The sequence below is a fragment of the Faecalibacterium sp. Marseille-Q4896 genome, assembly GCF_017377615.1.
Taxonomy (GTDB): domain Bacteria; phylum Bacillota; class Clostridia; order Oscillospirales; family Ruminococcaceae; genus Faecalibacterium; species Faecalibacterium taiwanense.
Map to the genome: position 1 here is coordinate 91,101 of NZ_JAFREG010000005.1, position 25,007 is coordinate 116,107.

Consider the following 25,007-nt stretch of genomic DNA (forward strand, 5'->3'; position numbering starts at 1 on the left):
GAATGGATCGTGGAAAGGTTGGGATAGGTCTTTCTTTCCACAGACCATGTGGAGAACGGAGGTTGAATGTTGAAAACTCTGTGGAAAGTGTGGAAAGGTTTGCGTTTTTACCACAAGATATAGGTTCTTTTTCCCCGTTTTGTTCCGTTTTCTCCCCATATTTTGGGGTTTCACCCATAAATGAGTACGACTTTTGCACGATTTCTGCGGTCAGGCCTTCACGTTCTTGATGATGTCGCTCACGGTCTCGCGCAGGTGTTGGTCGTTCTTCATGTCCCGCTCCATGGTCTTGAGGGAGTAGACGATGGTGGAGTGGTCACGGCCGGAGAATTCACGGCCGATCTCTTCCATGCTCATGCCGGTGACCTCGCGCAGGATGTAGATGGCCACACGGCGGGCAGAGGCAACGTTGGCGTTGCGCTTGGTGCCGCGGATGTCGGCAGGGGAGACGTTGAAGGTGCGGGACACCTCGCCGATGATCTTCTCGATGGTCACGGGCACCGGCTGGGTCTCGTTGAGGATGTCCTTGATGGCATTCTGGGCCACACTGATGACCGGCTGGATGCCCTCCAGCATGTAGTAGGCGTTCAGTTTTTTTACAGCGCCTTCCAGCTGGCGGATGTTGTTCTTCAGGTGGTTGGCAATGAACTCGGCCACATCCTCGGGCAGGTCCAGATGCAAAAGCTCTGCCTTGCGCTTGACGATGGCCACGCGGGTCTCAAAATCCGGCGGCTGCACATCGGCGGTCAGGCCCCACTCAAAGCGGGTGCGCAGACGCTCTTCCAGACTTTTGATCTCCTTGGCCGGGCGGTCGGAGGCAATGACGATCTGCTTGTGGGCATCGTGCAGGGAGTTGAAGGTGTGGAAGAACTCCTCCTGCGTGGACTCCTTGCCGGCGATGAACTGGATATCGTCCACCAGCAGCAGGTCTGCCACGCGGTACTTCATGCGGAAATCCTCGGTGCTGCCGGCGCGGATGGCGGCGATCAGCTCATTGGTGAACTGCTCGCAGGTAACGTACATGATGACGAAATCGGGGTGGGTGCGCTTGATCTCGGTCTGGATGGCCGTGAGCAGATGGGTCTTGCCAAGGCCGGAGCCGCCGTAGATGAACAGCGGGTTGTATGCGCCGGAGGGATTGGCCGCAACCGCCTGTGCAGCAGCAAACGCAAACTGGTTGGAAGGGCCTTTGATGAAGTTTTCAAATGTGAACTCGTAGTTGCCCTGCGGGGAGGCGGGGTTCGCCTCGTACTGCTGGGCCAGCACCACCTCGTGCGGCGGCGTGCTGGGCACCACCAGCGTGATGTCCACGTCGAAGCCCAGCACGGTCTTGAAGGCTTCCTTGAGCAGGCCAAGGTAGCGGTCCGTCACGATCTTGCAGATGAAGTCGTTGCGCACCGAAAGGGTGATGTGGCTGGAATCCTCAAAGCTGATCGGCTCCAGTCCGTCGATATAGAGATTATAGGTCGGCTCGGCCATCTGCGTTTTGCAGTACGCCTGGGCGGCCTCTAAAACGTCCTTAAAAGAATCCATAAAACATCCACTCCGTTAAAGTTTTCAACAATACTGCTGATACTAGGTTAGTATACCACAAAAAACGCTGTGCGTCCATATTTCTATAATGTAATTTATAATACATAAAAAAAGCCCCTGCACGGCCGTTGTGGCATGGGCAAAACAGGGCCACAATATCTTGTGGCGAAAGAGTTTTCCACGGCAGAATGGTGAAAAAGTTGAAAATCTTTTCACAAAAAAGTTTGAAGGAAAGCGAAAAAAATGCTTGACAGAACGCCATACTATGCGATATACTGTTGAATTGCAAGCCTGTCCCCAATCTGGGACCACATCAGACCCCATACCGGGGATAAGTTTTTACGGAGGATACAACCATGAAGAGAACTTTTCAGCCCAAGAAGCGTCAGCGCAAGGAAGTTCATGGCTTTCTGACCCGCATGAGCACCAAGAACGGCCGTAAGGTCATCAATGCTCGCCGTGCAAAGGGCCGCAAGAGCCTGACTGTCTGATCCGGCCTTTTATGACGGGATCCGGCGCAGAAATGAATATGCGCACAAAAGACCGCTGATATTGGATTAGCGGTCTTATTTTTTTTTGAAAATTGAAAGAATTTTCGTAAAAATGCCCGCATGGGCTTTCAAAGTCGAAAAATTTTTGATATACTGGCTGAAGAATGCACCCTTCGGGGCGTGTTCTCAGCCACAGAAAGGAGGCGCGGAATCATGCGCTATCGTCCCATCCGCCGCAACAGCGAGTTTGGCAGAGTGTATGCCCGCGGCAAATCCTATGTGAACCCCGGTCTTGTGATGTATGTGCTCAAGACCCGCAGCAAAAAGACCCGTGTGGGTCTGACCGCCACCAAAAAGATCGGCCACGCCGTGCAGCGCAACCGTGCCCGCCGCGTGATGAAGGCGGCCATCGACGAGCATCTGGACTACAACATCGGCGGCTATGATCTGATCTTTGTAGCCCGCGGTATGACCCCGCGGCTGAAGAGCTGGCAGCTGAGCAGCGTTGTGGCAAAGCTGTTTGCACAGGCCGGTCTGCCGGATAAGGCCAAACGGCCGGATGCGCCGCCCCCTGCCACCGTGCCCCCGGCACGCAGGGCACAGGCGGAAAAGCCGGACGCATGAACCGCCTGCAGTACATCTGCCGCCGCGCGCTGTGCGTGCCCATCCGGGCCTACCAGTACACTCTCAGCCCATGGATCGGCCGCAGCTGCCGTTTTACGCCCAGCTGCAGCAACTACACCATGCAGGCCATCATGACCCATGGGTGCGTAAAGGGCATCCTGCTGGGGGCATGGCGCATCGCCCGGTGCAATCCCTTCGGCAAATGGGGCTTTGACCCGGTGCCGGAGCCGGGCCGCTGGCAGAACCCTGCCCGCCGGCTGCAGCCCGCAAAGCTGTTTTCCACACGGCACAAGCAAAAGGTGGAAAAGTAAATATGCTTCTTGTGACGCGGTGCACTGTGGGCAGCGTGTCCTACGATAAAAATAACAAGTCCCGTGCCACAGACGGGGCAGAATGGACAAAGGTATGAACTTCTTTTACATCCTGAGCGGTCCTCTCGGCTATGTCATGGAGTGGATCTACAAGCTGCTCCCGAGCTACGGCTGGGACATCATCATCTTCACGCTGCTCATCAACATCGTCAAGATCCCTCTGCAGCTGAGCCAGCAGAAGAGCATGGCTAAAATGTCGGCCTTCCAGCCCATGATGATGGAGATCCAGACCAAGTACAAGGACAAGCCCGAAAAGCAGCAGGAAGAAATGCTCAAGCTGCAGCAGGACTACGGCTATAGCCCCACCGCAGGCTGCGTGCCCATGCTGTTGAACTTCCTTGTCATGTTCGGCGTTATCGGTGTCGTGTACAATCCGCTGGAGCGCATCTTCCACATCAGTGCTGCGGCTCTGACCGCCGCCGGTGAGGCCCTGACCGCCTCCGGCGTCGCCTTTACCGCCATCACCCGCGATACCAACATCATCGCACAGGTGATTGCTGGCAACGGCGGTGTGCTGGGCTGCTTCAGCGCCGAGCAGATCGCTACCATTACCGAGTTCAGCCAGCACATGAACTTCCTCGGCATCGACCTGACCCGCATCCCCAAGCTGGGCCTTTCTCTGGACATCGTGCTGCCGCTGCTGTCGGTCATCACCATGCTCCTGTCCACCCATATCAGCATGAAGGCCAGCGGCCAGCAGATGCAGGGCAGCATGAAGCTGACCATGTATATGATGCCGCTGATGTACCTGTTCTTCTGCTTCACCTATCCTCTGGCATTCTCTCTGTACTACGTCATTTCCAACATCGTGATGACCGTGCAGACTCAGGTCATGCGCAAGGTGTACGACCCCGATAAGATGCGCAAGGAGATCGAAGCGCAGATCGCAGAAAAGAAAAAGCAGGAAAAACGCGGTGTGAAGAACACTACCGTCAAGGTCACCGATCCCAAGACCGGCAAGACCACGGAAAAGAACATTTCTGCCAGCGAGATGAACAAGCGCCGTCTGGAGTATGCCCGCCAGCTGGACGAGGAGCGCTACAAGGACGAGCGTACCGTGCCGCTGAGCGAGCTGAACAAGCAGGATAAAGAATAAGAGGAGGATGAACGGTTATGATCCGTAAGCAGGAAGCGACCGGCAAAACGGTCGATGAAGCCCGCGCAAAAGCCTGCGCTCTGCTGGGCGTGCAGGCCGATGATCTGAATGTCAGCTGCGAAGTGCTGGAAATGCCCCAGAAGACTGGTTTTCTGGGACTGAAGCTCACCCCCGCTAAGGTGTGCGTGAGCGTGGAGGAGCCGGATGCTCCGGCTGCAGCACCCGCTGAGCCTGTTGTTGAGAAAAAGACTCCCGTGCAGGAGGCTGTCAAGGCCGCTCCCGTGGCAGAGGAGCCTGCTGCTGCGGCAGCACAGCCGGAAGCAAAGGCCGAAGAGCCTGCTGCCCCCGCTGCAGAAGCTGCTGCAGAGCAGCCCGCTGCCGAGGAAGAGGAGCCGGAAGTCCCCATCGTGATCGAAGAGAACGCTAAGATCAAGGCTGCTGTGGACTACCTGCGTGAGGTCATTGCCCTGATGGGCGTGGAGAATGTCACCTTCAGCGCTGTGCAGAAGGGCGAAGCTACCATCATCCGTCTGGACGGTGAAAAGCTGGGTGCCCTCATCGGCCGCCGCGGCGAGACCATGGAGAGCCTTTCCTATCTGGCAAGCCTTGTGGCAAACCGTCTGGAGGGCGATTACATCAAGCTGGGTCTGGATGTGGCCGGCTACCGCGATAAGCGCGAGAGCGACCTGACCGCACTGGCACAGCGCATTGGTGCCAAGGTGCGCAAGACCGGCCGCAGCTTTGCCATGGAACCCATGAACCCCTACGAGCGCCGTATCATCCACTCTGCCATCAGCAAGATGGAGGGCGTGCGCAGCGAGAGCAAGGGCGAAGGCCGTGACCGCCGTGTGGTCATCTACTCCACCGCACCCGATGCACAGACCGAGAACACCTATGGCGAACGCCGTCCCCGCGGCGGACGCGGCAATGGCCGTCGTCCCGGCGGCAGCCGCAATGGCGGCTATCGCGGCGGGAACCGTTCTGAGCATGGCGACCACAATGGAAACCGCGGCGGCTACCGTGGCAGCCGCAATGGTGCACCCCGCGGCCCGCGGCCTTCCGGCGTGCCGGAGCGCACCTATGCACCCCGTGATGCCGAGAATGCAGCACCGGTAGCACCCAAGCGCACCGAGCGCGTGGATGATTTTGCCGATTTCAGCTTTGGCAAGATCGAGCTGTAATAGCGAAAATATTTTTGAAGCAATAGGACCGGGCAGCCCGCAGGCTGTCCGGTCCTGTGTTTTTGAAGAGAAAAATCAAGAAAAATGATTTTTTCAGCGTCCTCGCCCTCTCAGTCTCGCATTGCTCGACCGCTTATTTCCGCTTTTTGGCTTTGCCATTTTCCCCCAACCGGAGGAAATCTGTCAAAGGCAGAACCCTTGGCAAAACTGGGAGCTTTGCCGTACTGCCAAAGCCTCTCACTTTGGGAGAGGTGGCATTGCGGAGCAATGACGGAGAGGGCAAGGCCGCTGACAATCAAATTTTACCCCGATCTGACACAGAGCTGGTTTCAGCCACGGTCCCATACTGCTATACTGAGCCTGTCAAAAGTCATTCTTCTCAAAATTTGGAGAAACTGCCTGTTTTTTGCCGAAATCTTTCTCTTAAATGGCAATTGTAAAACAATTGGTCAAGGCTTTATACTGTAGTCAAGAGCGTTCTGTTCGTGAAGAACAGACAGAATGATGAAAAGAGAGGTATTCAACTATGGCTCAGAACAAGATCTCCCGCCGCAGCTTCCTGCGTGGTGCAGGGGCATCCGCAACCATCGCAGCCGCCAGCTGCATGGCACCCTCTGCAGCCGCCTGTGACATCAAGTCTCTGTGGAGCATGGATCTGCAGATCCTTGCTACCAGCGATACCCACGGCAAATTCGACCCCTGGGACTACGCTGCCAACAAGGCAGATGCTTCCGGCAGTGTGGCCCAGCAGGCGACTGCCATCAAGCAGTGCCGCACCCGGAACACGCTGGTGGTGGATGCAGGCGATACCATTCAGGCCAACTCCGCAGAGCTGTTCCTGAACGATGACCTGCATCCCATGATCGCTGCCATGAATGCCATCGGCTATGATATCTGGACCACCGGCAACCATGAGTACAACTACGGCATGGATGTGCTGAAAAAGGTCATGGGACAGCAGAAGGCCAAGGTGCTCACCGGCAACGTTTACGCACCGGACGGCACCCCGCTGGCCGACGGCTACACCATCATCAAGAAGGGCACCGTCAAGATCGGTGTCATTGGCATGGTCACCCCCAACATCATCCGCTGGGATGCCAAGAATCTGGAGGGCTGGAAGGTCACCAACCCTGTGGACGAGAGCCGCAAGATCATTGATAAGATCAAGGATCAGGTGGATGTTCTGATCGGCGTCATGCACATGGATACCGAGAACGAGTACGGTGTCTATGGCTCCGGCGTCACCGATCTGGCCAATGCCTGCCCCGAGTTCGACGTCATCGTGGGCGGCCACGGCCACAGGAGCATCCCCAACATGATGATCAACAACGTGCTGGTGGTGGAGAACAAGAACGCCGGTGCCACCCTGTCCGAGATCCACGTCTATCTGGAGCGCCAGCTGGACGGTAAGTGGAAGGTCGTGAACCGCACCTCTGAAAACCTGCAGATCAAGGAGTACGAGCCCGATCCGGAGCTGACCGCTTTGCTGGCTCCCTACGACACCCGCGCCAAGGAAGACGCTGTTACCCCCATTGGCGAGCTGAAGGGCGGCGATCTGGCCCCCGAAAACGAGATCGACTGCCTGCCGCAGGCCATGGTGCAGGACACCGCGCTGCTGGACTTCATCAACGAAGTGCAGATGTACTACACCGGTGCGCAGGTCTCCGCAACGGCCCTGACCTCCATGACCTCCCAGATGCGCGCAGGCACCATCCGCAAGTGCGATATGGCCAGCATCTACACCTACCAGAACACCCTGTACAAGCTGCAGATGACCGGCGAGCAGCTGCGCCGCTTCATGGAGTGGTCTGCTGCCTTCTTCAAGACATGGAAGCCGGATGAAGTGACCATCGCTTTTGACCCCTCGGTGCGCTACTACCTGTATGATGCTTTTGAGGGTGTCAACTACGAGCTGGACGTCTCCAAGGAGCCGGGCCACCGCATCAAGAACCTCAAGTGGCCGAACGGCAAGGCCGTGAAGGACACCGACACCTTTGTGGTGGCAGTGAACAACTACCGCGCCACCACCCAGCTGCTGACGGCTGCGGACATCTTCCTGCCGGGCGAAGAGCTGCCCAAGCTGTTGGAGATCGATGTGCGCGGCGACGTGGGCGGCATCCGCGAGCTGCTGGGCGAGTACATCCGCACCGTGAAGGGCGGCACCATTGAGCCGCACGTGAACAACAACTGGAAGATCGTGGGCAACAACTGGAAGGCTGCCGATCACCAGAAGGCTGTGCAGCTGCTGCGCGAGGGCAAGCTGGCCCTGAATGAGAATGCCGATGCACGCACGCTGCCTGGCAAGGCCATCACCACGGCGGATATCGCCAAGTTCTAAAAAACAGTTTCCTGTAAAAAGGGGCTTTCCGTGTTGGGACGGAAAGCCCCTTTTTTGTGCGAGAAACGGGCGGATTTTCAACCGTTTCCCGGGAATTGGTTGAAAAAACAGTACCATTCCGCAGCATTTCGTGGTACAATGAAACTGTATTGGTCTCGCTGCTGTGGGCAGATGGGAGCAAGCGGCCAGACCGGGCGCGGAAAGGAAGCCAGAAAAAACCATGCAGGAAACGACCATTGCAGCCATTGCAACAGCGCCGGGCGCAGGCGGCATTGCCGTCGTGCGGCTCTCCGGTGCGGAGAGCTATCCCATAGCAGCCCGGGTGTTCCGCCCGGCCAACGCCGCAAAAAAGGTGGAGGATGCCAAAGGCTACACCGCCATGTACGGCACATTCCGGGAAGGGGACGAAGCCTTTGATGAGGGCGTGGCCCTGTTTTTCCGCGCGCCCCACAGCTATACCGGCGAGGACGTGGTGGAGCTTTCCTGCCATGGCGGCAGCGCCGTGGCCCGCCGTCTGGTGGAAGCCTGTCTTGCTGCCGGTGCTCAGCCTGCCGCGCCCGGCGAGTACACCCGCCGCGCGTTCCTGAACGGCAAGCTGGGTCTGACGCAGGCCGAAGCGGTGATGGATCTGATCTCGGCGGATGGCCGTCAGGGTGCCGCGCTGGCCAATGCCGCGCTGGGCGGTGCGCTGGCAAAGAAGATCAGTGCCCAGAAGGAAGCGCTTACCGCCATTCAGGCTCACCTTGCCGCATGGGTGGATTTTCCCGAAGAGGATGTGCCGGAGCTGGACGGTGACCATCTCCACTGCGTACTGAGTGGGGTAAAGGCAGAGCTGGACGAGTTGATCCATAATTATCAGGCGGATACCGTCCTGCGCGAAGGTGTGGACTGCGCCATTGTGGGCAGACCAAATGCGGGCAAATCCACACTGCTCAACCTGCTGGCCGGGTTCGACAGGGCCATCGTCACGCCGGTGGCTGGCACCACCCGTGACGTGGTGGAGCAGGCGGTACAGCTGGGGGATATCCAGCTGAATCTGTTCGATACCGCCGGTCTGCGCGAGACCGAAGATGCCATTGAAGCCGAGGGCATCCGCCGCAGCTGGAAAAAGCTGGAGGAGGCAGGCCTGATTTTGGCTGTGTTCGATGGCTCTGAGCCGCCCACGCGGGAAGATCTGGAGCTTGCACAGCGTTGCACAGGCCGTCCAGCCATTGCACTTATCAACAAAGAGGATAAACCAAGGCAATTTGACGCAGAGTTGATAGCACCCTGCTTTGCCATGGTGCTGCCGGTGTGCTGTCAGGAGGAGGAGAGCCGCAAGGTGATCTCCGCTGCGGTGGCCCGCCTGCTGGGTACCAGCCAGATCGACCCCCATGCCGCCAGTCTGTCCGGCCAGCGTCAGCTTTCCGCCGCACTGCGTGCGCGGGACGCTGTGGCCGGTGCACTGGATGCTGCCGCAGGCGGCTTTGGGCTGGATGCCGTTTCCGTCTGTGTGGACGACGCACTGGCCGCCCTGTGCGACCTGACCGGTGAGAACGCCTCGGAAGCTGTGATCGAACAGGTGTTTGAACGTTTCTGCGTGGGAAAGTAAGAGCCGGGGATGTTCTCTTTTGACACCAAAAGAGAACCAGAAAAGTGCCAGCGATTTCGACGCGCTGGAGCCACGAAAAAGGGGCTGCTCGCCCCTTTTAACCCCAAAGCAGAGGGCTGCACCGGAAAAAACTGAAGATTCACGCCTGTTCGGCGTGAAGATCTTTTAACCGTTTTTTTCGGCTCCGCCGATTTGCAGCCCCTCAGTCGCTGCGCGACAGCTCCCCCCGGGGGAGCAAGCGCAGCAGCTGCCGTTTCCCGTTATGGCCCCTCCCGTGAAAAGGCAAATCTGGAAAATCCGCAGATTTTCCAGATTTGCGAAATTAAAAATAATTTTTCCGCTGAATATGCCCAGAGTGAAACGGAGGGCATTTTAAATCATTTGTTAGAGGAAACCCGAAAGTATATGAACCACTTAGGAGATTATGACGTTATCGTCATCGGTGCCGGTCATGCCGGCATCGAGGCAGCTCACGCCGCCGCAACGCTGGGCGCGAGAACGGCCGTGTTTACCATGAGTCTGGATGCCATTGGCAACATGCCCTGCAACCCCAGCATTGGCGGCACGGCAAAAGGTACGCTGGTACGTGAATTGGATGCACTGGGCGGCGTGATGGGCCTTGCTGCGGATGCCACCTATCTGCAGAGCCGGATGCTCAACAAGGGCAAAGGCCCGGCGGTGCACGCCCTGCGTGTGCAGACCGACCGCAAGCGCTACCATGAATATATGAAGCATGCATTGGAACTCACGCCCGGCCTTGCCATCCATCAGGCTGAGGTTGTGAGCATCGAGACCGAGAACGGCCGTGTGAAGGGCGTTGTGACCCAGCTGAACGGCGAATACAGCGCCAAGTGCGTGGTCATTGCCACCGGCACGAACCTTGGCGGCAAAATTTTTGTGGGCGATGCATGGTACGCCTCCGGCCCGGACGGGATGCACGCCGCTAACGCCCTGACCGACAGCCTGAAGGCTGCCGGGCTGCCGCTGCGCCGGTTCAAGACCGGCACCCCTGCCCGGGTGCACCGCCGCAGCATCGATTTTTCCAAGCTGGAATGCCAGCCCGGCGACCCGGACAATGAGCTGCAGCCCTTCAGCTTTATGACCGATGCACCCATGCACAACAAGGTGGAGTGCTGGATCGCCTACACCAACCCCGAGACCCACAGGATCATTCTGGATAACATCCGGCGCAGCCCGCTCTATGGCGGCATGATCGAGGGTGTTGGCCCGCGCTACTGCCCCTCCATTGAGGATAAGGTGGTGCGCTTTGCGGGCAAGGACCGCCACCCCATTTTTGTGGAACCCTGCGGCGAGAACACCGAAGAGATGTATCTGCAGGGAGCCTCCAGCAGCCTGCCGGAGGATGTGCAGAACGCCTTCTACCGCAGTATCAAAGGGTTTGAGAACATCGAGATCATGCGCCCGGCCTACGCCATCGAGTACGACTGCGTGGACCCCACCAGTCTGGAAGCCACGCTGGAAAGCAAGGTGGTGCGGGGACTGTACGGCGCGGGTCAGTTCAACGGCACCTCCGGCTACGAGGAAGCCGCCGCACAGGGCTTGCTGGCAGGTTTGAACGCCGCCCGCAATGCGCTGGGCAAAGAGCAGCTCATTCTGCCGCGCCACACCAGCTATCTGGGCACACTGGTGGATGATCTGGTCACCAAAGGGGTCATGGACCCCTACCGCATGATGACCAGCCGCAGCGAGTACCGCCTGACCCTGCGTCAGGACAACGCTGACCAGCGGCTGACCCCCATTGGCAGGGAATACGGCCTTGTGCAGGATGACCGCTGGGCCAAGTACCAGCACACCCAGAGCATTCTGGAAGCAGAGCGCCGCCGCTTGCATGAGACGCATCTGCGCACCGCAGACCTGCGTGCCGCCATGGAAGCGGCCGGTCTTGCCCCTGCTGCCGAGGGCGGCATTGCGGAAGAGCTGCTGCGCCGCCCGGAGATCAGCTATCCGCTGCTGGCCGGTGTCATCGGCTGGGGCGAGCAGATCACCCCCATGCTGGCCGAACGGCTGGAGACCGAGATCAAGTATGCGGGCTACATTGCCCGGCAGGACCGGATGATCCGGGACGTGGCCCGGCACGAAAAGACCCTGATCCCAGATGATTTTGAATATTCCGACCTGACCGGCCTGACACTGGAAGCCCGCGAAAAGCTGGCCCGCATCCGGCCGAAGAACCTCGGTCAGGCGGGGCGCATCCCGGGCGTATCGCCCTCCGATGTGGCGCAGCTGAGCATTGCACTGGCAGCGAGGAAGTAAGTCTGCTTCCCGCACAGAGAGTATTCGTGTGGGGCGGGCTTCATGCCTTTTGCAAAATGCATCGCCGCCGGGGATGTTCTCTTTTGCGTGCCAAAAGAGAACCAGAAAAGCACCCGCTACTTTCGAGGCGCGGGAGGCACGAATTAAGGGCTACTCGCCCTTAATAATCCCAAAGAAGATGGGCTCCATACAAAAAATCCAAGTCGCTTCGCTAGAGGATTTTTTGTGTTCCGCCGATTTTGAGTTTTTATCCTCATCTTCCATCTGGTGTCATCCAGTGATATCCAGTGATATCTGGTTCCCACTTCACAAAGGCAAAATTCACGCCTCAATGAACAATAATTTGAAATATCCACGATTTTTCGATGCGTTTTCCCTCTACTCTGTTTTTTCGATTTGGATCGCCCAAATGGAAATTGGAGGGATGTTCAGGAGGGATGCAGAGCCTGTCATTCAGGACTGTGCACACAGGCTTTTTTCTTTTTTTGGAAAATATTTCAAACCCGTGCAATTCCGGGGAGAGGCTCATTCGTATCCAGAATGAAGCGACAAAACCGGGTGCACACCCCGGCAGCGACACACAATAAGAAGAGGGGATATATTATTATGAAAAAGACGGTTTCTGTTTGCATGACGGCTGTGATGGCTCTTTCCCTGCTGGCAGGCGGCGCGGTACAGGCATACGCACTTTCGGCAGAGACGGTGGAACCAGTTTCTGCTGTGGCTGAGGAAAACTGTATTTCCAGCAGCTGGAAGCGTGCTTCCGACCCGGCACTGACCGAGAAAGTCCGCAAAGTGTTCGACAAGGCCTTTGAAGGTCTGGAGGGCGTTTCCTACACGCCCGTGGCCCTGCTGGCAAGCCGCACCACCGGCTCCGGTATCCAGTACCGCATTCTGTGCAAGGCGACTGTCGTCGTACCGGGCGCACAGGAAGAGTATGTTGTGGTCACGCTGCAGCGCGGCTGGCTGGGCAAGGCAGAAATTCTGGACATTGGCGACCCGCTGTGCCTGACAAATCTGGACTATGAGGAAGGCGCTGTGGGCACCTGTCAGGAAGCGGAGTCACCCGCCATGACGGATGAAGCCACGGCGGCGTTCAACAAGGCCACAGAGGGCTTTGTGGGCGTGGACTATGTGCCGGTGGCGCTGTTGAGCACCCAGACCGTGGCAGGCACGAACTACCGCATCCTGTGCGAAGCAACCACGGTTTATCCGGGTGCTGAGATGCACTATGCCGTTGTGAACGTGTATGAAAGTCTGGAAGGCAATGCCAACATCATCAGCGCGACCGATAGATATGTGAGCTGAGTGAGAGTTTTTGATTCAGAAGACCCTCCGCTGCACCTTGGGTATATTCAGCGGAAACATTTATTTTGATATTGCAAACAAGCCAGACCGGCGGGTCTGGCTTGCTTGCTGTTCCACGGAGTGGGCGTGGAGGAAAAGTGCTCCGCAGCATAACCTCAAAGCTGTGAGCCTTTTTATTTGACTCGTCCCTTTTCTGTTATCACTCTGCCTGTATCTCTTCCACCAGCGGCAGATAGTCGGCACAGTATTTTCGGTATAGCGGCTGCACCAGCTGCCGGAAGTTCTGCATTTCTTCTTCGGGCAGCGGCAGTTCCTGGCACCCGCCAGCCAATGCCGCTTTTCGGGCAGCTGTTTCCTCCTGCGCCCAGAGCTGGCGCTCGTATTGCGCCGATGCCCGGGCGCACGCTTGCAGGATCTGCCGGTATTCCTCCGACAGTGCATCCCATGTGCGGCCGGAAGCCAGCTGCACCTCCGGTACGCGGCTGTGCTCATCGGCCATGTAGTACCGCGCCACCTTATAGTGCTCCATGGAATAGTAGGCCGGCCAGTTGTTTTCGGCGGCATCGATCTGCCCGGTCTCAAGCGCCGAGTAGATGTCGCTGTACGCCGTGGTCTCCGGCACTGCACCCAGCAGGCGGATCATGTCGATCACGATCTGCGAATCCTGCACGCGGATGGTCTTGCCCTGCAGATCGCTTAGGCTGCGCACCGGCTGACGGGCATAGAACGAGCGGGCACCCGCGTCGTACCAGCTCAGGCCCACGCGCCCCTGCGCGGTAAAGTCCTGCAAAAACTCAGCCCCGATGTTGCCGTCCAGCACGCGCCACATGTGGTCGGCATCCCGGTAGAGATACGGCAGCAGCAGCACGTTGAGCCGGGGCAGATCGTCCGTGGCAACCGAGAGCGACACACGGGCAAAATCTACGCCGCCAATGGCAAGCTGTTCCCACACCTGCTGTTCCGAGCCGTACTCGCCGTTCGCCTTGACCTGAATGACCACCTTGCCCCCAGTCTGCTGCTGCACAAGGTCTGCAAAATACTGCGCGCCCTGCGTAGTGGGGTACCCGGCGGGCTGGTTGTCGGCATAGGTCAGCACATAGTCCGGTGTGGTCTGTGGCTTTGCGCCGCAGCCTGCCAGCTGCAAGGCTGCAAAGCCCAGCCCGGCTAAAAAAGTCCGTCTGCGCATGGTGCCCTCCCTCCCTTTGCAGATAGTATAGCGCACAAGGTTGCCTTTGTGCAAGAGACAGAAAAAGGCGGTGCCCGCCGCAAAGCAGGTACCGCCTTTTTTAGGAGAAGAAGGAGATGTCTCAGTTACATCAGGCCCATTGCCTGCGGCAGTGCGGTAGACACTGCCGGGATAAAGGTGACCAGCAGCAGGCCGCCGATGATGGCCACATAGTACATAAGCATGTACGGCATGACCTTGGAAAGCGAGGTGCGGCCCACCTTGATGCCCACGAACAGTGCGTTGCCCACAGGCGGGGTGATGTTGCCGATGCACAGGTTATACACGAGGATCAGGCCGAACTGGATGGTGCTCATGCCAAAGCTCTGGCAGATGGGCAGAAACAGCGGGGTGAAGATGAGGATGGCCGGGGTCACGTCCATGAAGGTGCCGGACACCAGCAGGATCACGTTCATGATGAGCAGGATGATGTACTTGTTGCTGGTCAGGCTCAGCAGGGCTGCTGCCACAGCATCCGGGATCTGCAAAAAGGCCATGACCCAGCCCAGAATGTTGGAAACACCCACAAGAAACACCACCATGCCGGACATCTTGGCAGAGTCCACGAGGATCTTCCACAGGCTTTTCAGGTTGATGGAGCGGTAGCAGAAGGCAAGGATCAGCGCATAGACAACGGCAATGGCAGAGCCTTCGGTGGCAGAGAACACACCGCCGATGATGCCGCCGATGACCACGATGATCAGGGACAGGGAAGGCAGAGCGCGCAGGGTGCAGATGCCGAGATTTTTCCAGTCAAACTTACCGGGGGTGCCTTTATAGCCCAGCTTGACCGCCAGCAGCACGCCCACCACGCAGCAGCACAGCGCCCAGATGATGCCGGGAATGTAACCGGCCATGAACAGCGCAGCCACAGAGGTGCCGCCGGATGCCAGCGAGTAGGTGATCAAGGCGTTGGACGGCGGGATCAGCAAACCGGAGCAGGAGGAAGCAGCGTTGGTGGCAGCGGTCACGGCGGGGTCGTAGCCCTGCTCCTCGGCACCGTCGCGGATCATGGAGCCAACGGCAGCAGCCGCAGCGGAAGCAGAGCCGGAGATGGCGCCGAACAGGGCGTTGGTGCCGATGTTGGTCACCAGCAGTGCGCCGGGCATCTTGCCCAGAATGGCCATGACGAAATCCACCAGACGCTTGGCGATGCCGCCCTGATTCATGATGTTGCCGGCCAGAATAAAGAACGGGATGGCGGTCAGGCTGAACTTGCTCATGCCCACAAAGGTGCGCTGGGCAGCGGTCAGCACGGCCACATTCAGGTCAATGGAAGAAAGGATGGCAGTCAGGGAAGAGACTGCAATGGCGTACGAGATGGGCACGCCGAGGAACAGCAGCACCAGCAGCACTGCCAGAATTACGAGTAACGCTTGAATTGCCACAGCTTAGTCCTCCTTATTTTCCTTGTCAGCATCGGCAGCCATTTCGGCTTCCACTTTTGCAAAGTCTGCATCCTCCGGGGTATCCAGACAGATGGAGCCGTTTGCAATGCCGATAATGTTCAGCACGGAATACACCAGAATGATCACGCCGCAGATGGGCATGACCCAGTAGAACACGCCCACGGCTACGCCCAGCGAGGAGGTCTGCTGTCCCATAGCCAGCTGGGACACCTGAAAACCGCCGAACACCAGAATGGTCGCAGAGAAGATGAAGGCGATGACCTCAGCAAAGATGTGGAACGCCTTGCGCATGGTGGGGTTGAACCGGTCCACCAGCACGGGAATGTTCATGTGGCCGCGCTCGCCGGAGACGATGGTGGCCCCCAGCATGGTGCTCCAGCCGAACAGATAACCCACCAGTTCCTCCGACCATGTGGAGGGAGAGTTGAAGATATAACGTACGATGACCTGATAGGTGGTCAGCACCACCATGACCGTCATGCTCAGACCTGCCAGCAGGTTGAGCACCTTGTTCAGGGTATTTCTCAGTTTTTCCATGATGCTCCTCCTCAGTCCGCAGTGTGGGCAGCGTTGTGCTGCTGGATCAGGTCATAAATGGGCTGCAGTTCCGGGTTTGCTGCCAGCACGGAATCGTGCAGGGGGGCCATAGCCTCCTGAAACGGTGCAGTGTCCGGGTAAATAAAGTTGACGTGCTGCTCGTTCTCGGCCTTATCTTTCGCCTCAGCCACAGCATCCTCCCAAGCGTCCTGCTCGGTGCGCTTCACAATCTGGAAGCCTTCTTCAAAGATCGCGCGCTCCTCGTCGCTGAGTTCGTTCAGGAAAGCGTAGTTTGCCACCAGCAGATCCGGCACCATCTGGTGCATATCGTAGGAGTAATACTTGCAGATATCGCCGTGACCGTTATCGGTCAGAGCCAGCTCGTTGTTTTCGGCACCGTCCAGAATACCGGCCTGCAAGGCGGTGTACACATCGCCGAAGCCCATGGGCGTAGCGGTGCCGCCCAGCAGACGCATCATTTCCACGTTGGTGGGCGACTGCTGCACGCGGATCTTCAGACCCTTCAGGTCGGAGGGCTGGTTGATGGGGGTCTTGATGGTGTAGAAGTTGCGGGTGCCGGCATCCAGCCATGCCACCGTTTCCAGACCGGCCTTGGAAGTGGTCTTGAAAATGGGGTCCGTCACCTCGGGGTCGTCCATCGCCTCATGGTAGGCTTCTACGCTGGAGAACAGGTAAGGCAGGTTGAAGATCTGGTATTTGGCACTGAAGGTCTCCATGATGGCAGTGGACGCCACCACAAAGTCGATGGCACCGGTCTGGGTCAGCTGCACCATTTCGGTCTGGGAGCCCAGCAGCTCGCTGGGGTACACCTCCACGCGGTACTTATCGCCCAGCTTCTCGTTGATGTAGTTGGCAAAGGCTTCCAGTCCAAGATGATCCGGGTGGGTCTGGGACTGCACATGGCCGATGCGCACGATCTTGCGGTCGTCACCGGAGCCGGCACCGCAGCCGGTAAGCATCATGCTGCTGGTCAGTGCCGCTGCGCCCATCAGCGACAGAAACGTTCTTCTCTTCATGAATGGCATCCTCTCTTTTCACGTTTTTTCTATGATTATATTTTAACAACTCGTTCATTTTTGCGAAACCGGATTATTTTGTGAAACGCAGTACGATTTTGTCTTTGTTGTATCCAAGTACAATTTTTGTGTTTTTTGGACGAAAAAAACTGGCAAAAACAAAAAAGCACCCGTTCCTCTCCTGTTCACAGGCAGGAAAGAACGAGCGCTTCTTTTGGATCCGATTTATCCTTGTGCCGCTTTTTCCGCTGCGGCTACGCGGTATTCCGAAGGGGTCTGGCCGGTCAGGCGCTTGAACACCCTTGTAAAATAGTTGGCGTCGCTGTAACCCACAGCAGCGCCGATATCCTTCAGGCTCAGGCGCGGGTCCAAAATCAGCTGGCGCGCCTTGTTCACCCGGTATTCGTTCAGGTAGGCCGAAAAGTTTACCTTAAAGCACTGCTTGAACAACTTGCAGAAGTAGGCGTCCGAGTAGCGCAGCGCAGCGGCGGCATCCTGCATGGAGATATCCTCCCTATAATGAGCGTCGATGAAGCGGCTGATCTCGGCACGGATGATGGCGGTGCGCATATCCTCGTCCTCTTCCCGGCGGAGGGGCTCTGCAGGCGCAGGGGGCTGTGCCGGGTGGGCAGGCAGCGGCACCGACACCTGCCGGATGGCATCCTCCACCGCGAATACCAGTTCCTGCTCGTTGTAAGGCTTGAGCAGATAGTCCATCGCCCGCACAGAGATCGCCTGCCGTGCGTAGTCGAACTTATCAAAGCCGGTCAGGAACAGGATGGCGCAATTTTTGTCTGTTTCACGGATCTTGCGCGCCACCTCCAGCCCGGTGAGACCCGGCATTTCAATGTCCAGCACAGCCACCTGCGGCGCTTCGCGGGCAAAAATTTCCAGAGCCTCTCTGCCGTTTTTGGCTTCATACAGGCTTATCAGATCTCCCAGATACTTCTGCAAGGTCCGGCACAGCACTTTGCGCTCGATCAATTCATCCTCTGCCACCAGCAATTTGCACTTCACGAGAGCGTCTCCTCCTTTTCTTCCGGCTGCTGCGTCTGCGGGAGCTCAAACCGCACCACAGTACCGCAGTCTGCGCGGCTGTATACCTGCATTTTACCGCCCGGATACAGCATCCCGATGCGGCGGGAAATATTGCCAAGGCCAATGCTGCGGCCGGTCTGCTCGCTCTGGGCAATTTTTGCCTGCACGGCGTCCAGTTCCTCTGCGGTCATCCCATTGCCGTTGTCTGCAACCGTGAGCACCAGCACCTTGTCCTGCATCCATGCCCGCAGCAGGATGCGTCCGCCTTCCTCGCAGGACTTGAGCCCATGCGAGTAAGCGTTCTCCACCACCGGCTGCAGCATAAAGGACGGCACCAAAACCGCCGCAGGCTGCACCCGGATGCTTTTTTCAACGGTAATGCGTCCGTCGAACCGCATTTGCTGCAAATAAATGTAGTCCTCCAGCCCGTCCAGTTCCTCCTCCAGCGTGATCTGCTGACGCTTGGTGCGCAGGTTGTGCCGGAACAAACTGCCCAGATGCACGATCATCTGGTCGGTGGTGGCAGCATCCTCCAGCCGTGCCATACAGGAGATCATGTTCAGGGTGTTGAACAGAAAATGCGGATTCACCTGACTTTTGAGCACCTCCAGCCGGGTGTGCTCCAGATCTTTTTCCAATGCAAGGTTCCGCACCTCTTCCCGGTGCAAGGCCTGCTGCGTGGTCAGTTGCTGCGCCATGGCGTGCTTCATCTGGTTGAAGGTTCCCGTCAGCCGCCCCACCTCGTCGCTGCTTTTCACCGGTAGGTCCGGTCTGGAAAAATCGCCCTCGGCAATGCTGCGGGAAGCCTGCGCCAGCCGCAGCAGCGGACGCACCACCGCGCGGCTCAGCACCCGGATGAGCAGCAGCATCAGCGCGGCTGCCGTCAGAAACAGCCCCAGATACAGCCACGGCAGATGCCGGATGTGAGCCGCCGTGCTGCTGTAAAGGGCGTTTTCCTGTTCCAGCGTGGCCTGTGTCAGACGTAGCGCATACTCGGCAAGGTAGTCCTGCAGTGCCATCACATGGTACATCTGTTCAATATAGGTATCTGCCGAGGGGGAAAGTTGCAAAAAGGCATCCCGCTCCTGCCGATAGCCCGCATACCCTTGCAAAAGATTCCATGTGCGGGCATAGCGCTCCTCGCCGATGCGGGCATAATCGAAGGGCAGGGCTGCAAGGCTCTGCTCGGAAGCGGTGCAGGCGGCGGTATAGGCCTGTTCGGTTTCAGAAGTAGGCTGGCGCACATAGCGTGCAAAGGCCTGTGTTTCGTCCTTGAGGGCGTTTTGCACCGTGTAGCAGACGGCGTTGTCGGCCAGCAGCATATCAAAGGAGCGTACCGTCCACTGACCTGCCATGGTAGCAATGCCAGTAGAAAGCATGGTGACCAGCAAAATTGCGGCAAGCCATGCCGTGACCTTGCGGCGCAGGGAGATACCGCCCTGCGCGGTTTTGTTCCGTGCCATACGCTTTCCCTCCTGTCCTTGCAGCACCCGGCCTTTTTTATAAGTATAATAATCTCCCGGGGAAAGTGCAACTGCAAAAAAGCACCGGCTTTCGTAAGGGAGCCGGTGCTTGCAGGCAATGTGCCAGGCTGTCAGCGGGTCAACAACTGAAAATGATTCCGCATCTTCCCAGAAAACACCAAAGTATAAGAAACTGAGCAGAAAAAGAAAAGCAGCCCAAAATCTTTCGATTTCGAGCTGCTTGCTATGCCGGTGGTGGGGGTCTCCCGCGCACTGAGCAACAGCCCGCAGGGCTGATTGCTCCCCTGCTGTGCAGGGTCGTGCTGTTCGACCCGCTCACACGCCGCAGATAAAAAGGAAGCCCCCCAGACAAGCTGGAGGGCTTCCTTTTTATGCCGGTGGTGGGGGTCGAACCCACACGTGTTATTAGCACAAGGGATTTTGAGTCGTTTGCGTCTGCCATTCCGCCACATCGGCTTATATTCAATTTTGGGACATTAGTACCGGTTTCTGAAGATTGGAGGGATGTTCAGGAGGGATGTAAGAAATCCTGCTTCGGCAAACCTTCAAAATTCAACGAACACTCGTGGATTTCTCGCACAGACACGGAAAATCACGAAGCGGATTTCGAGTCGCTTGCGCGACGCGCCGTGCGGATAAGCTTGTGCATTTTCTGCTGCGTGAATGCTCCCGCAGGGAGTCAGCGGCAGTAGATGCCGTTTACCATTACGACCTTCCGTGTGAAAAAGCAAATCAGGAAAATCCGCAGATTTTCCTGATTTGCAAATATAAAAATAATTTTTCCGATGAATTTGCCCAGAGCAACGCGGAGGGCATTTGAAATCGTTAAACATAGAAAGAAGCTGCAACCAATGGAAGAACTGAAGCTTTACGAGGGCCGTCCTGCCGACTGCACCGGGCGGCTGGAAAAAGAGATCCGTACCTATGACCTGCTGGACAAGCTGGGCATCCAATTCTGGCGCACCGACCACGGCTGGATGAAGGCTGACACCATGGAGGACTGCCATGTGATCGATGCCTGCCTGAATGCCACCGTCTGCAAGAACCTGTTCCTGTGCAACCGGCAGAAGACGAACTTTTATCTGCTCATGATGCCCGGGGACAAGCCCTTCAAAACCAAAGAGCTTTCCCACCAGCTGGGCATTGCCCGCCTGAGCTTTGCCTCGCCCGAGGATATGGAGCAGTATCTGGACTGCACGCCCGGTTCCTCCTCCATCATGGGGCTTGCCAACGACACCGAAAACAAGGTGCAGCTGCTGATGGATGAGGACATAAAGGCAGGGGAGTACCTCGGCTGCCACCCCTGCATCAACACCTCCTCGCTCAAGCTGCGAACGGCAGATGTGCTGGAAACTTTCCTGCCTGCCGTGCACCACGAGCCGATCTTTGTTCACTTGACCGGCGAATAACAGAAAGGAAAACCTGCGTATGATCGATAAACCGCGCCTTGAAGCAAAATGTTCCACATGGAACATCACTCTCACCGGCACCCAGCTGGACCAGCTGGATGCCTTTGCCGAAATTCTGGTGGACTACAACCAGAAGGTCAACCTGACCGCTATCACCGACCCCGAGGGGATCGAGGATAAGCACTTCCTCGACAGCCTGCTGTTTGCCAGCCAGCCGGAAGTGGCGGGCCGCATGGTGGATGTGGGCGCAGGCGCAGGCTTCCCGGGCATCGTGACCAAAATCTACAAGCCGGAACTGGAGTTGACCCTGATGGAGCCCACCGGCAAGCGGGTGGAGTTTTTGAAGTACGCCTGTGCCCAGCTGGGTTTGACCGGCGTGGAGTTTGCAAAGGAGCGCGCCGAGGAAGCCGCCCGCAAGGCGTGGCGTGAACAGTTTGATCTGGCATCTGCCCGGGCTGTGGCTGCGCTGCCCATGCTGGCCGAATACTGCCTGCCGCTGGTAAAGGTAGGGGGAAACTTCCTTGCCATGAAGGGCTCTTCCGGTGAGGAAGAACTGGCCGCAGCGCGCGGTGCCATCAAAAAGCTGGGCGGCGAGTACAAAGAGACCCGCACTCTGCACCTTCCGGGCGGCGACACCCGCACCCTGATCCTGTGCAAAAAGATTTCGCAGACTCCGACAGCCTACCCCAGAAACGGCGGAAAAATTGCGAAAAGCCCGTTGAAATAACGAAATATCGATAGAATTTTGTAAAACCCTGCCGAACGAAACTTCTGGCAGGGCTTTTATTTGTGTGATACACTGTGCCTGAAGCCTGAGTTTTCCACGCTTTCCCGGGAAAATGTGAAAAACAAAACCCATCCACCACGCGAAAGGAGCCGTGTATCCATGTTTGAACGCAAAAAGCAGGCGGGCAAAATTTATTTCCTGCCCATCGATCAGATCAGGCCGTCGCCGTTTCAGGCACGGCGGGAGTTCAGCGAGCAGGAGCTGGCTGCGCTGGCCCAGAGCATCCGTGAAAATGGTCTGCTGCAGCCCATCTCGGTGCGAAAAGTGTCGGATGGCGGCTACGAGCTGGTAGCCGGGGAGCGGCGGCTCCGTGCCTGCCGCCTTGCTAAAATGAACAACATCCCTGCCATCCTCTGTGATTACGACGATGAGCGCACCGCCGCGCTGGGCCTGCTGGAAAACATCCAGCGCGCAGACCTGAACCCCTTTGAGCAGGCGCAGGGCTTAAAGGATGTGATGGTGCTGTGGGACTGCACCCAGGCCGAAGCCGCCAAGCGACTGGGCATGGCGCAGCCCACCCTTGCCAACAAGCTGCGGCTTTTGCAGCTGAACGCCGACCAGCGGCAGTTCGTGCTGGACAACAGCCTCACGGAGCGCCATGCCCGGGCGGTGCTGCGTCTGCCGGAGAACCGCCGCAGTGAAGCGTTGATCAACATTGCCAAGCGCCGCATGAACGCCCGCCAGACCGACCTCTACATTGAACAGCTGCTCAACACCCCTGCAAAAGGCAGGCACCGCATCTCGATGGTCAAGGATGTGCGTATTTTTGTGAACACCATCGACCATGCCATCCGCTTGATGACCGATAATGGTGTGCCCGCCACTGCCCACCGGGAGGAGAAGGACGGGTATATCGAATATACGGTGCGCATCCCAACCACCGCCGCCGAACGGTAAAATTGTTCCATGTGGAACAGGGGACGAACTCCCTCAGTCAAAACCTGACGGTTTTTCCAGCTCCCTCGGAGAGGGAGCCTCTGGCGTGCCGGAAACTTTGCAATTTATCCGGCAGCTTTCCCACCATGTCAAGGGCCCCATCTCCGAGGGGGCTGGCATCGAGCAAAGCGAGATGACTGGGGGAGTTTCTCACGGCGTGAACCCTCTCCGTCACCTGCGGTGACACCTCTCCCAAAGGGAGAGGCTCTGGCGAAACCGCAAGCTTTGCGGTTTGCCCGGAAACTTTGCCGTTATGCCAAGGGCTCTCCCTTTGGGAGAGCTGGCAAGCCCGACAGGGCTTGACTGAGAGGGCTAGCCAGCTTCCCGGCGCGCATTCCAAATCGTTGATTCGGCTCCCAAAACCGTGCAGTTTTTGATTTTCCCACCTCTAAAAGTTAAAAATCCAGCGGAAAAACGCTTCAGATGGTTCAAAAACCGATTTGGATGTGCTATACTAGGTGTTAAGGTGCCTGTATGGACGGGAAACCGGCGGGCATGACTGCGAATGTTCCACATGGAACAATTAAATTTTCCCGGAAGGAAGAATTGTGCGTGGCAAAAATTGTAGCAATTGCGAACCAGAAGGGCGGCGTTGGCAAAACCACCACCGCCGTCAACCTGTCGTCCTGCGTTGCGGCGCTGGGCAAGCGGGTGCTCATCGTAGACCTTGATCCGCAGGGCAATACCACCACCGGCTACGGCATCCCGAAGCGCAGCGTGGAAAAGGGAACCTACGAGATCCTGATCGGTGAGGCGCGGGCATCCGAGGCCATCCGTAAGACCGAGTACCGCACCGATGTCATCGGCTCCAACACCCGTCTGGCCGGTGCCAGTCTGGAAATGATCGACCTGCCCGCTCGTGAGAGCCGCCTGCGCAAGGCGCTGGCCGAGGTGCAGAAGGACTATGACTTCATCTTTATCGATTGTCCGCCCAGTCTGGACCTGCTCACCCTGAACGGCCTGAGTGCCTGCGACAGCGTTCTCATTCCGGTGCAGTGCGAGTATTACGCGCTGGAGGGTCTTTCGGAGCTGATCAGCACCTTAAAGACCATTCGCAAAAAGTACAATCCGTATCTGGATATCGAGGGCGTGGTGTTCACCATGTTCTCGCTGCGGTATAACCTGACCGTGCAGGTGGTGGAGCAGGTGCAGAAGTATTTCGGCTCCAAGGTGTACAAGACCACCATCCCGCGCTCCATCCGTATTTCGGAGGCACCCAGCTACGGCCAGCCCATCAATTTCTATGAACCCAAGGGCAAGGGCAGCGAAGCGTACATGGATCTGGCAATCGAATTTGTCAAGAACAACCGCCCGCACGAGCCCAAAAAGGCCCGCAGAAAAAGTGCACCCGTCGCAGAGCAGACGAAAAATGCTCTGGAAGATTAAACCTCAGGGGGAACATGAATGGCAAGAGGAAAAGGAGGGCTTGGCCGCGGGCTGGACAGTCTGTTTGAAGATGCCGCCCCGGTTTTTGAGTCCGGTGCAAAGGTAGACACCTTGCCCCTACGTGAGATCGAACCGGACCCGGAACAGCCGCGCAAGACCTTTGACGAACAGGCGCTGGGCGAGCTGGCGGCCAGCATTGCAGAGCATGGTCTGCTGCAGCCCATCGCGGTGCGTCCGCGCCCGCGCGGCGGCTACAGCATCGTGGCGGGTGAGCGCCGCTGGCGTGCCTGCCGCATGGCAGGGCTGAACGATGTGCCGGTGGTCATCAAGGAAGTCAGCGACGAGCAGGCCATGGAGCTGGCTCTGGTGGAAAATCTGCAGCGCGAGGATCTGGACCCGGTGGAAGAAGCAACCGGCATCCGGGAGCTGATGACCCGCTGCGGCCTGACGCAGGAGCAGGCGGCACAGAAGCTGGGCAAGAGCCGCAGCGCACTGGCCAACAGCCTGCGCCTGCTGAACCTGCCGGAAAACGTGCTGGAACTGCTGAAAAGCGGCTTTATCAATATCGGCCACGCAAAGGTGATCCTGAGCCTGCCCACACCGGAGTTGCAGGAGCAGGCGGCGCAGATCATTGCGGACAACCAGCTGAACGTGCGTCAGGCCGAGGCGCTGTGCAAAAAGCTGGCAAAGCCCGCAAAGGAGCCCAGAGAACCTCAGCCGCGGGGCACCCTGCCGGTGGAGGTGGAAGAAAGCCTCAAGCAGGTGCTGGGCAGCGAGGTGAACGTGGCCTACCACGACGGCAAGGGCAGGCTGACCGTGCATTTCTATTCAGACGAGCAGCTGCGGGCCTTTGCCAACCTGCTGGGACAGTACCAGAACGAAGAATAAAGCGATCCAAGGCGGGCGACCGTCTTTGAACGGCACAGGGGAGGGGATCTTCTGTGCGAACCGA

The 25,007-nt window shown here is 57.8% G+C and carries 22 protein-coding genes; 14 read left to right on the forward strand and 8 right to left on the reverse strand.

The window, feature by feature from the left end; all coding sequences use genetic code 11:
* Window positions 1–210: 210 nt before the first annotated feature.
* Window positions 211–1,533, reverse strand: a complete 1,323-nt coding sequence (gene dnaA / locus J3348_RS09800; protein WP_005937115.1) for a chromosomal replication initiator protein DnaA — start codon at window positions 1,531–1,533, stop codon at window positions 211–213.
* 356 nt (window positions 1,534–1,889) lie between these two features.
* On the opposite strand from dnaA, the gene rpmH reads away from it, so the two are divergent.
* The 9 genes from rpmH to J3348_RS09845 all read left to right on the forward strand — a co-directional run bounded on the left by rpmH (window position 1,890) and on the right by J3348_RS09845 (window position 12,807).
* Window positions 1,890–2,024: a 50S ribosomal protein L34 gene (gene rpmH / locus J3348_RS09805; protein WP_005924258.1), complete on the forward strand. Its 135-nt coding sequence runs from the start codon at window positions 1,890–1,892 to the stop codon at window positions 2,022–2,024.
* A gap of 213 nt (window positions 2,025–2,237) precedes the next feature.
* Window positions 2,238–2,648: a ribonuclease P protein component gene (rnpA, locus tag J3348_RS09810; RefSeq protein ID WP_044953169.1), complete on the forward strand. Its 411-nt coding sequence runs from the start codon at window positions 2,238–2,240 to the stop codon at window positions 2,646–2,648.
* Entirely contained in the window at window positions 2,645–2,959 is a 315-nt protein-coding gene (gene yidD, locus J3348_RS09815) for a membrane protein insertion efficiency factor YidD (RefSeq protein WP_005937122.1), read from the forward strand. The genes rnpA and yidD overlap by 4 nt, the downstream gene beginning before the upstream one ends.
* 94 nt (window positions 2,960–3,053) lie before the next feature.
* Complete coding sequence (locus J3348_RS09820; protein ID WP_242702945.1) at window positions 3,054–4,115, forward strand: YidC/Oxa1 family membrane protein insertase; 1,062 nt, start codon at window positions 3,054–3,056, stop codon at window positions 4,113–4,115.
* A 17-nt stretch (window positions 4,116–4,132) separates the two neighbouring features.
* Complete coding sequence (jag, locus tag J3348_RS09825; RefSeq protein ID WP_005936973.1) at window positions 4,133–5,296, forward strand: RNA-binding cell elongation regulator Jag/EloR; 1,164 nt, start codon at window positions 4,133–4,135, stop codon at window positions 5,294–5,296.
* A 526-nt stretch (window positions 5,297–5,822) separates the two neighbouring features.
* A complete protein-coding gene (locus tag J3348_RS09830; RefSeq protein ID WP_242702946.1) occupies window positions 5,823–7,634 on the forward strand; it encodes a 5'-nucleotidase C-terminal domain-containing protein in 1,812 nt (603 codons plus the stop codon).
* A gap of 220 nt (window positions 7,635–7,854) precedes the next feature.
* Window positions 7,855–9,225 (forward strand): tRNA uridine-5-carboxymethylaminomethyl(34) synthesis GTPase MnmE, encoded by a 1,371-nt coding sequence (mnmE, locus tag J3348_RS09835; protein WP_207698878.1) that lies wholly within the window; start codon window positions 7,855–7,857, stop codon window positions 9,223–9,225.
* A 405-nt stretch (window positions 9,226–9,630) separates the two neighbouring features.
* On the forward strand, window positions 9,631–11,499 hold the full coding sequence (gene mnmG, locus J3348_RS09840) for a tRNA uridine-5-carboxymethylaminomethyl(34) synthesis enzyme MnmG (protein WP_207698879.1): 1,869 nt from the start codon (window positions 9,631–9,633) through the stop codon (window positions 11,497–11,499).
* A 606-nt stretch (window positions 11,500–12,105) separates the two neighbouring features.
* Window positions 12,106–12,807 carry a hypothetical protein gene (locus tag J3348_RS09845; protein WP_207698880.1) on the forward strand — a complete coding sequence of 234 codons (702 nt, stop codon included), beginning with the start codon at window positions 12,106–12,108 and terminating at the stop codon, window positions 12,805–12,807.
* Window positions 12,808–13,006: 199 nt separating this feature from the next.
* Here J3348_RS09845 and J3348_RS09850 read toward each other — a convergent pair whose 3' ends face one another.
* The 7 genes from J3348_RS09850 to J3348_RS09880 all read right to left on the reverse strand — a co-directional run bounded on the left by J3348_RS09850 (window position 13,007) and on the right by J3348_RS09880 (window position 20,370).
* The gene (locus J3348_RS09850) at window positions 13,007–13,993 is read right to left on the reverse strand and encodes a TRAP transporter substrate-binding protein (RefSeq protein ID WP_207698881.1); all 987 of its coding nucleotides are present in this window, start codon (window positions 13,991–13,993) and stop codon (window positions 13,007–13,009) included.
* Between the two features lie 125 nt (window positions 13,994–14,118).
* The gene (locus J3348_RS09855; protein ID WP_005939307.1) at window positions 14,119–15,420 is read right to left on the reverse strand and encodes a TRAP transporter large permease; all 1,302 of its coding nucleotides are present in this window, start codon (window positions 15,418–15,420) and stop codon (window positions 14,119–14,121) included.
* Window positions 15,421–15,423: 3 nt separating this feature from the next.
* Window positions 15,424–15,978: a TRAP transporter small permease gene (locus J3348_RS09860; protein ID WP_005939311.1), complete on the reverse strand. Its 555-nt coding sequence runs from the start codon at window positions 15,976–15,978 to the stop codon at window positions 15,424–15,426.
* 11 nt (window positions 15,979–15,989) lie between these two features.
* Window positions 15,990–17,024: a TRAP transporter substrate-binding protein gene (locus J3348_RS09865; RefSeq protein WP_005931718.1), complete on the reverse strand. Its 1,035-nt coding sequence runs from the start codon at window positions 17,022–17,024 to the stop codon at window positions 15,990–15,992.
* Window positions 17,025–17,240: 216 nt separating this feature from the next.
* Window positions 17,241–18,032 (reverse strand): response regulator, encoded by a 792-nt coding sequence (locus J3348_RS09870; protein WP_207698882.1) that lies wholly within the window; start codon window positions 18,030–18,032, stop codon window positions 17,241–17,243.
* Window positions 18,029–19,516, reverse strand: coding sequence for a sensor histidine kinase (locus J3348_RS09875; protein WP_207698883.1), 1,488 nt, complete (start codon window positions 19,514–19,516; stop codon window positions 18,029–18,031). Before J3348_RS09875 ends, J3348_RS09870 begins: the two co-directional genes overlap by 4 nt.
* Before the next feature lie 566 nt (window positions 19,517–20,082).
* Window positions 20,083–20,370: a hypothetical protein gene (locus J3348_RS09880; protein ID WP_207698884.1), complete on the reverse strand. Its 288-nt coding sequence runs from the start codon at window positions 20,368–20,370 to the stop codon at window positions 20,083–20,085.
* Window positions 20,371–20,388: 18 nt separating this feature from the next.
* On the opposite strand from J3348_RS09880, the gene J3348_RS09885 reads away from it, so the two are divergent.
* The 5 genes from J3348_RS09885 to J3348_RS09905 all read left to right on the forward strand — a co-directional run bounded on the left by J3348_RS09885 (window position 20,389) and on the right by J3348_RS09905 (window position 24,943).
* Entirely contained in the window at window positions 20,389–20,946 is a 558-nt protein-coding gene (locus J3348_RS09885) for a prolyl-tRNA synthetase associated domain-containing protein (RefSeq protein ID WP_347565380.1), read from the forward strand.
* A gap of 19 nt (window positions 20,947–20,965) precedes the next feature.
* On the forward strand, window positions 20,966–21,673 hold the full coding sequence (gene rsmG / locus J3348_RS09890; RefSeq protein WP_207698885.1) for a 16S rRNA (guanine(527)-N(7))-methyltransferase RsmG: 708 nt from the start codon (window positions 20,966–20,968) through the stop codon (window positions 21,671–21,673).
* A gap of 159 nt (window positions 21,674–21,832) precedes the next feature.
* A complete protein-coding gene (locus tag J3348_RS09895; protein ID WP_154260225.1) occupies window positions 21,833–22,630 on the forward strand; it encodes a ParB/RepB/Spo0J family partition protein in 798 nt (265 codons plus the stop codon).
* Between the two features lie 591 nt (window positions 22,631–23,221).
* Window positions 23,222–24,055: a ParA family protein gene (locus tag J3348_RS09900; protein ID WP_044953183.1), complete on the forward strand. Its 834-nt coding sequence runs from the start codon at window positions 23,222–23,224 to the stop codon at window positions 24,053–24,055.
* An 18-nt stretch (window positions 24,056–24,073) separates the two neighbouring features.
* Window positions 24,074–24,943, forward strand: coding sequence for a ParB/RepB/Spo0J family partition protein (locus J3348_RS09905; protein WP_005937142.1), 870 nt, complete (start codon window positions 24,074–24,076; stop codon window positions 24,941–24,943).
* Window positions 24,944–25,007 lie beyond the last annotated feature (64 nt).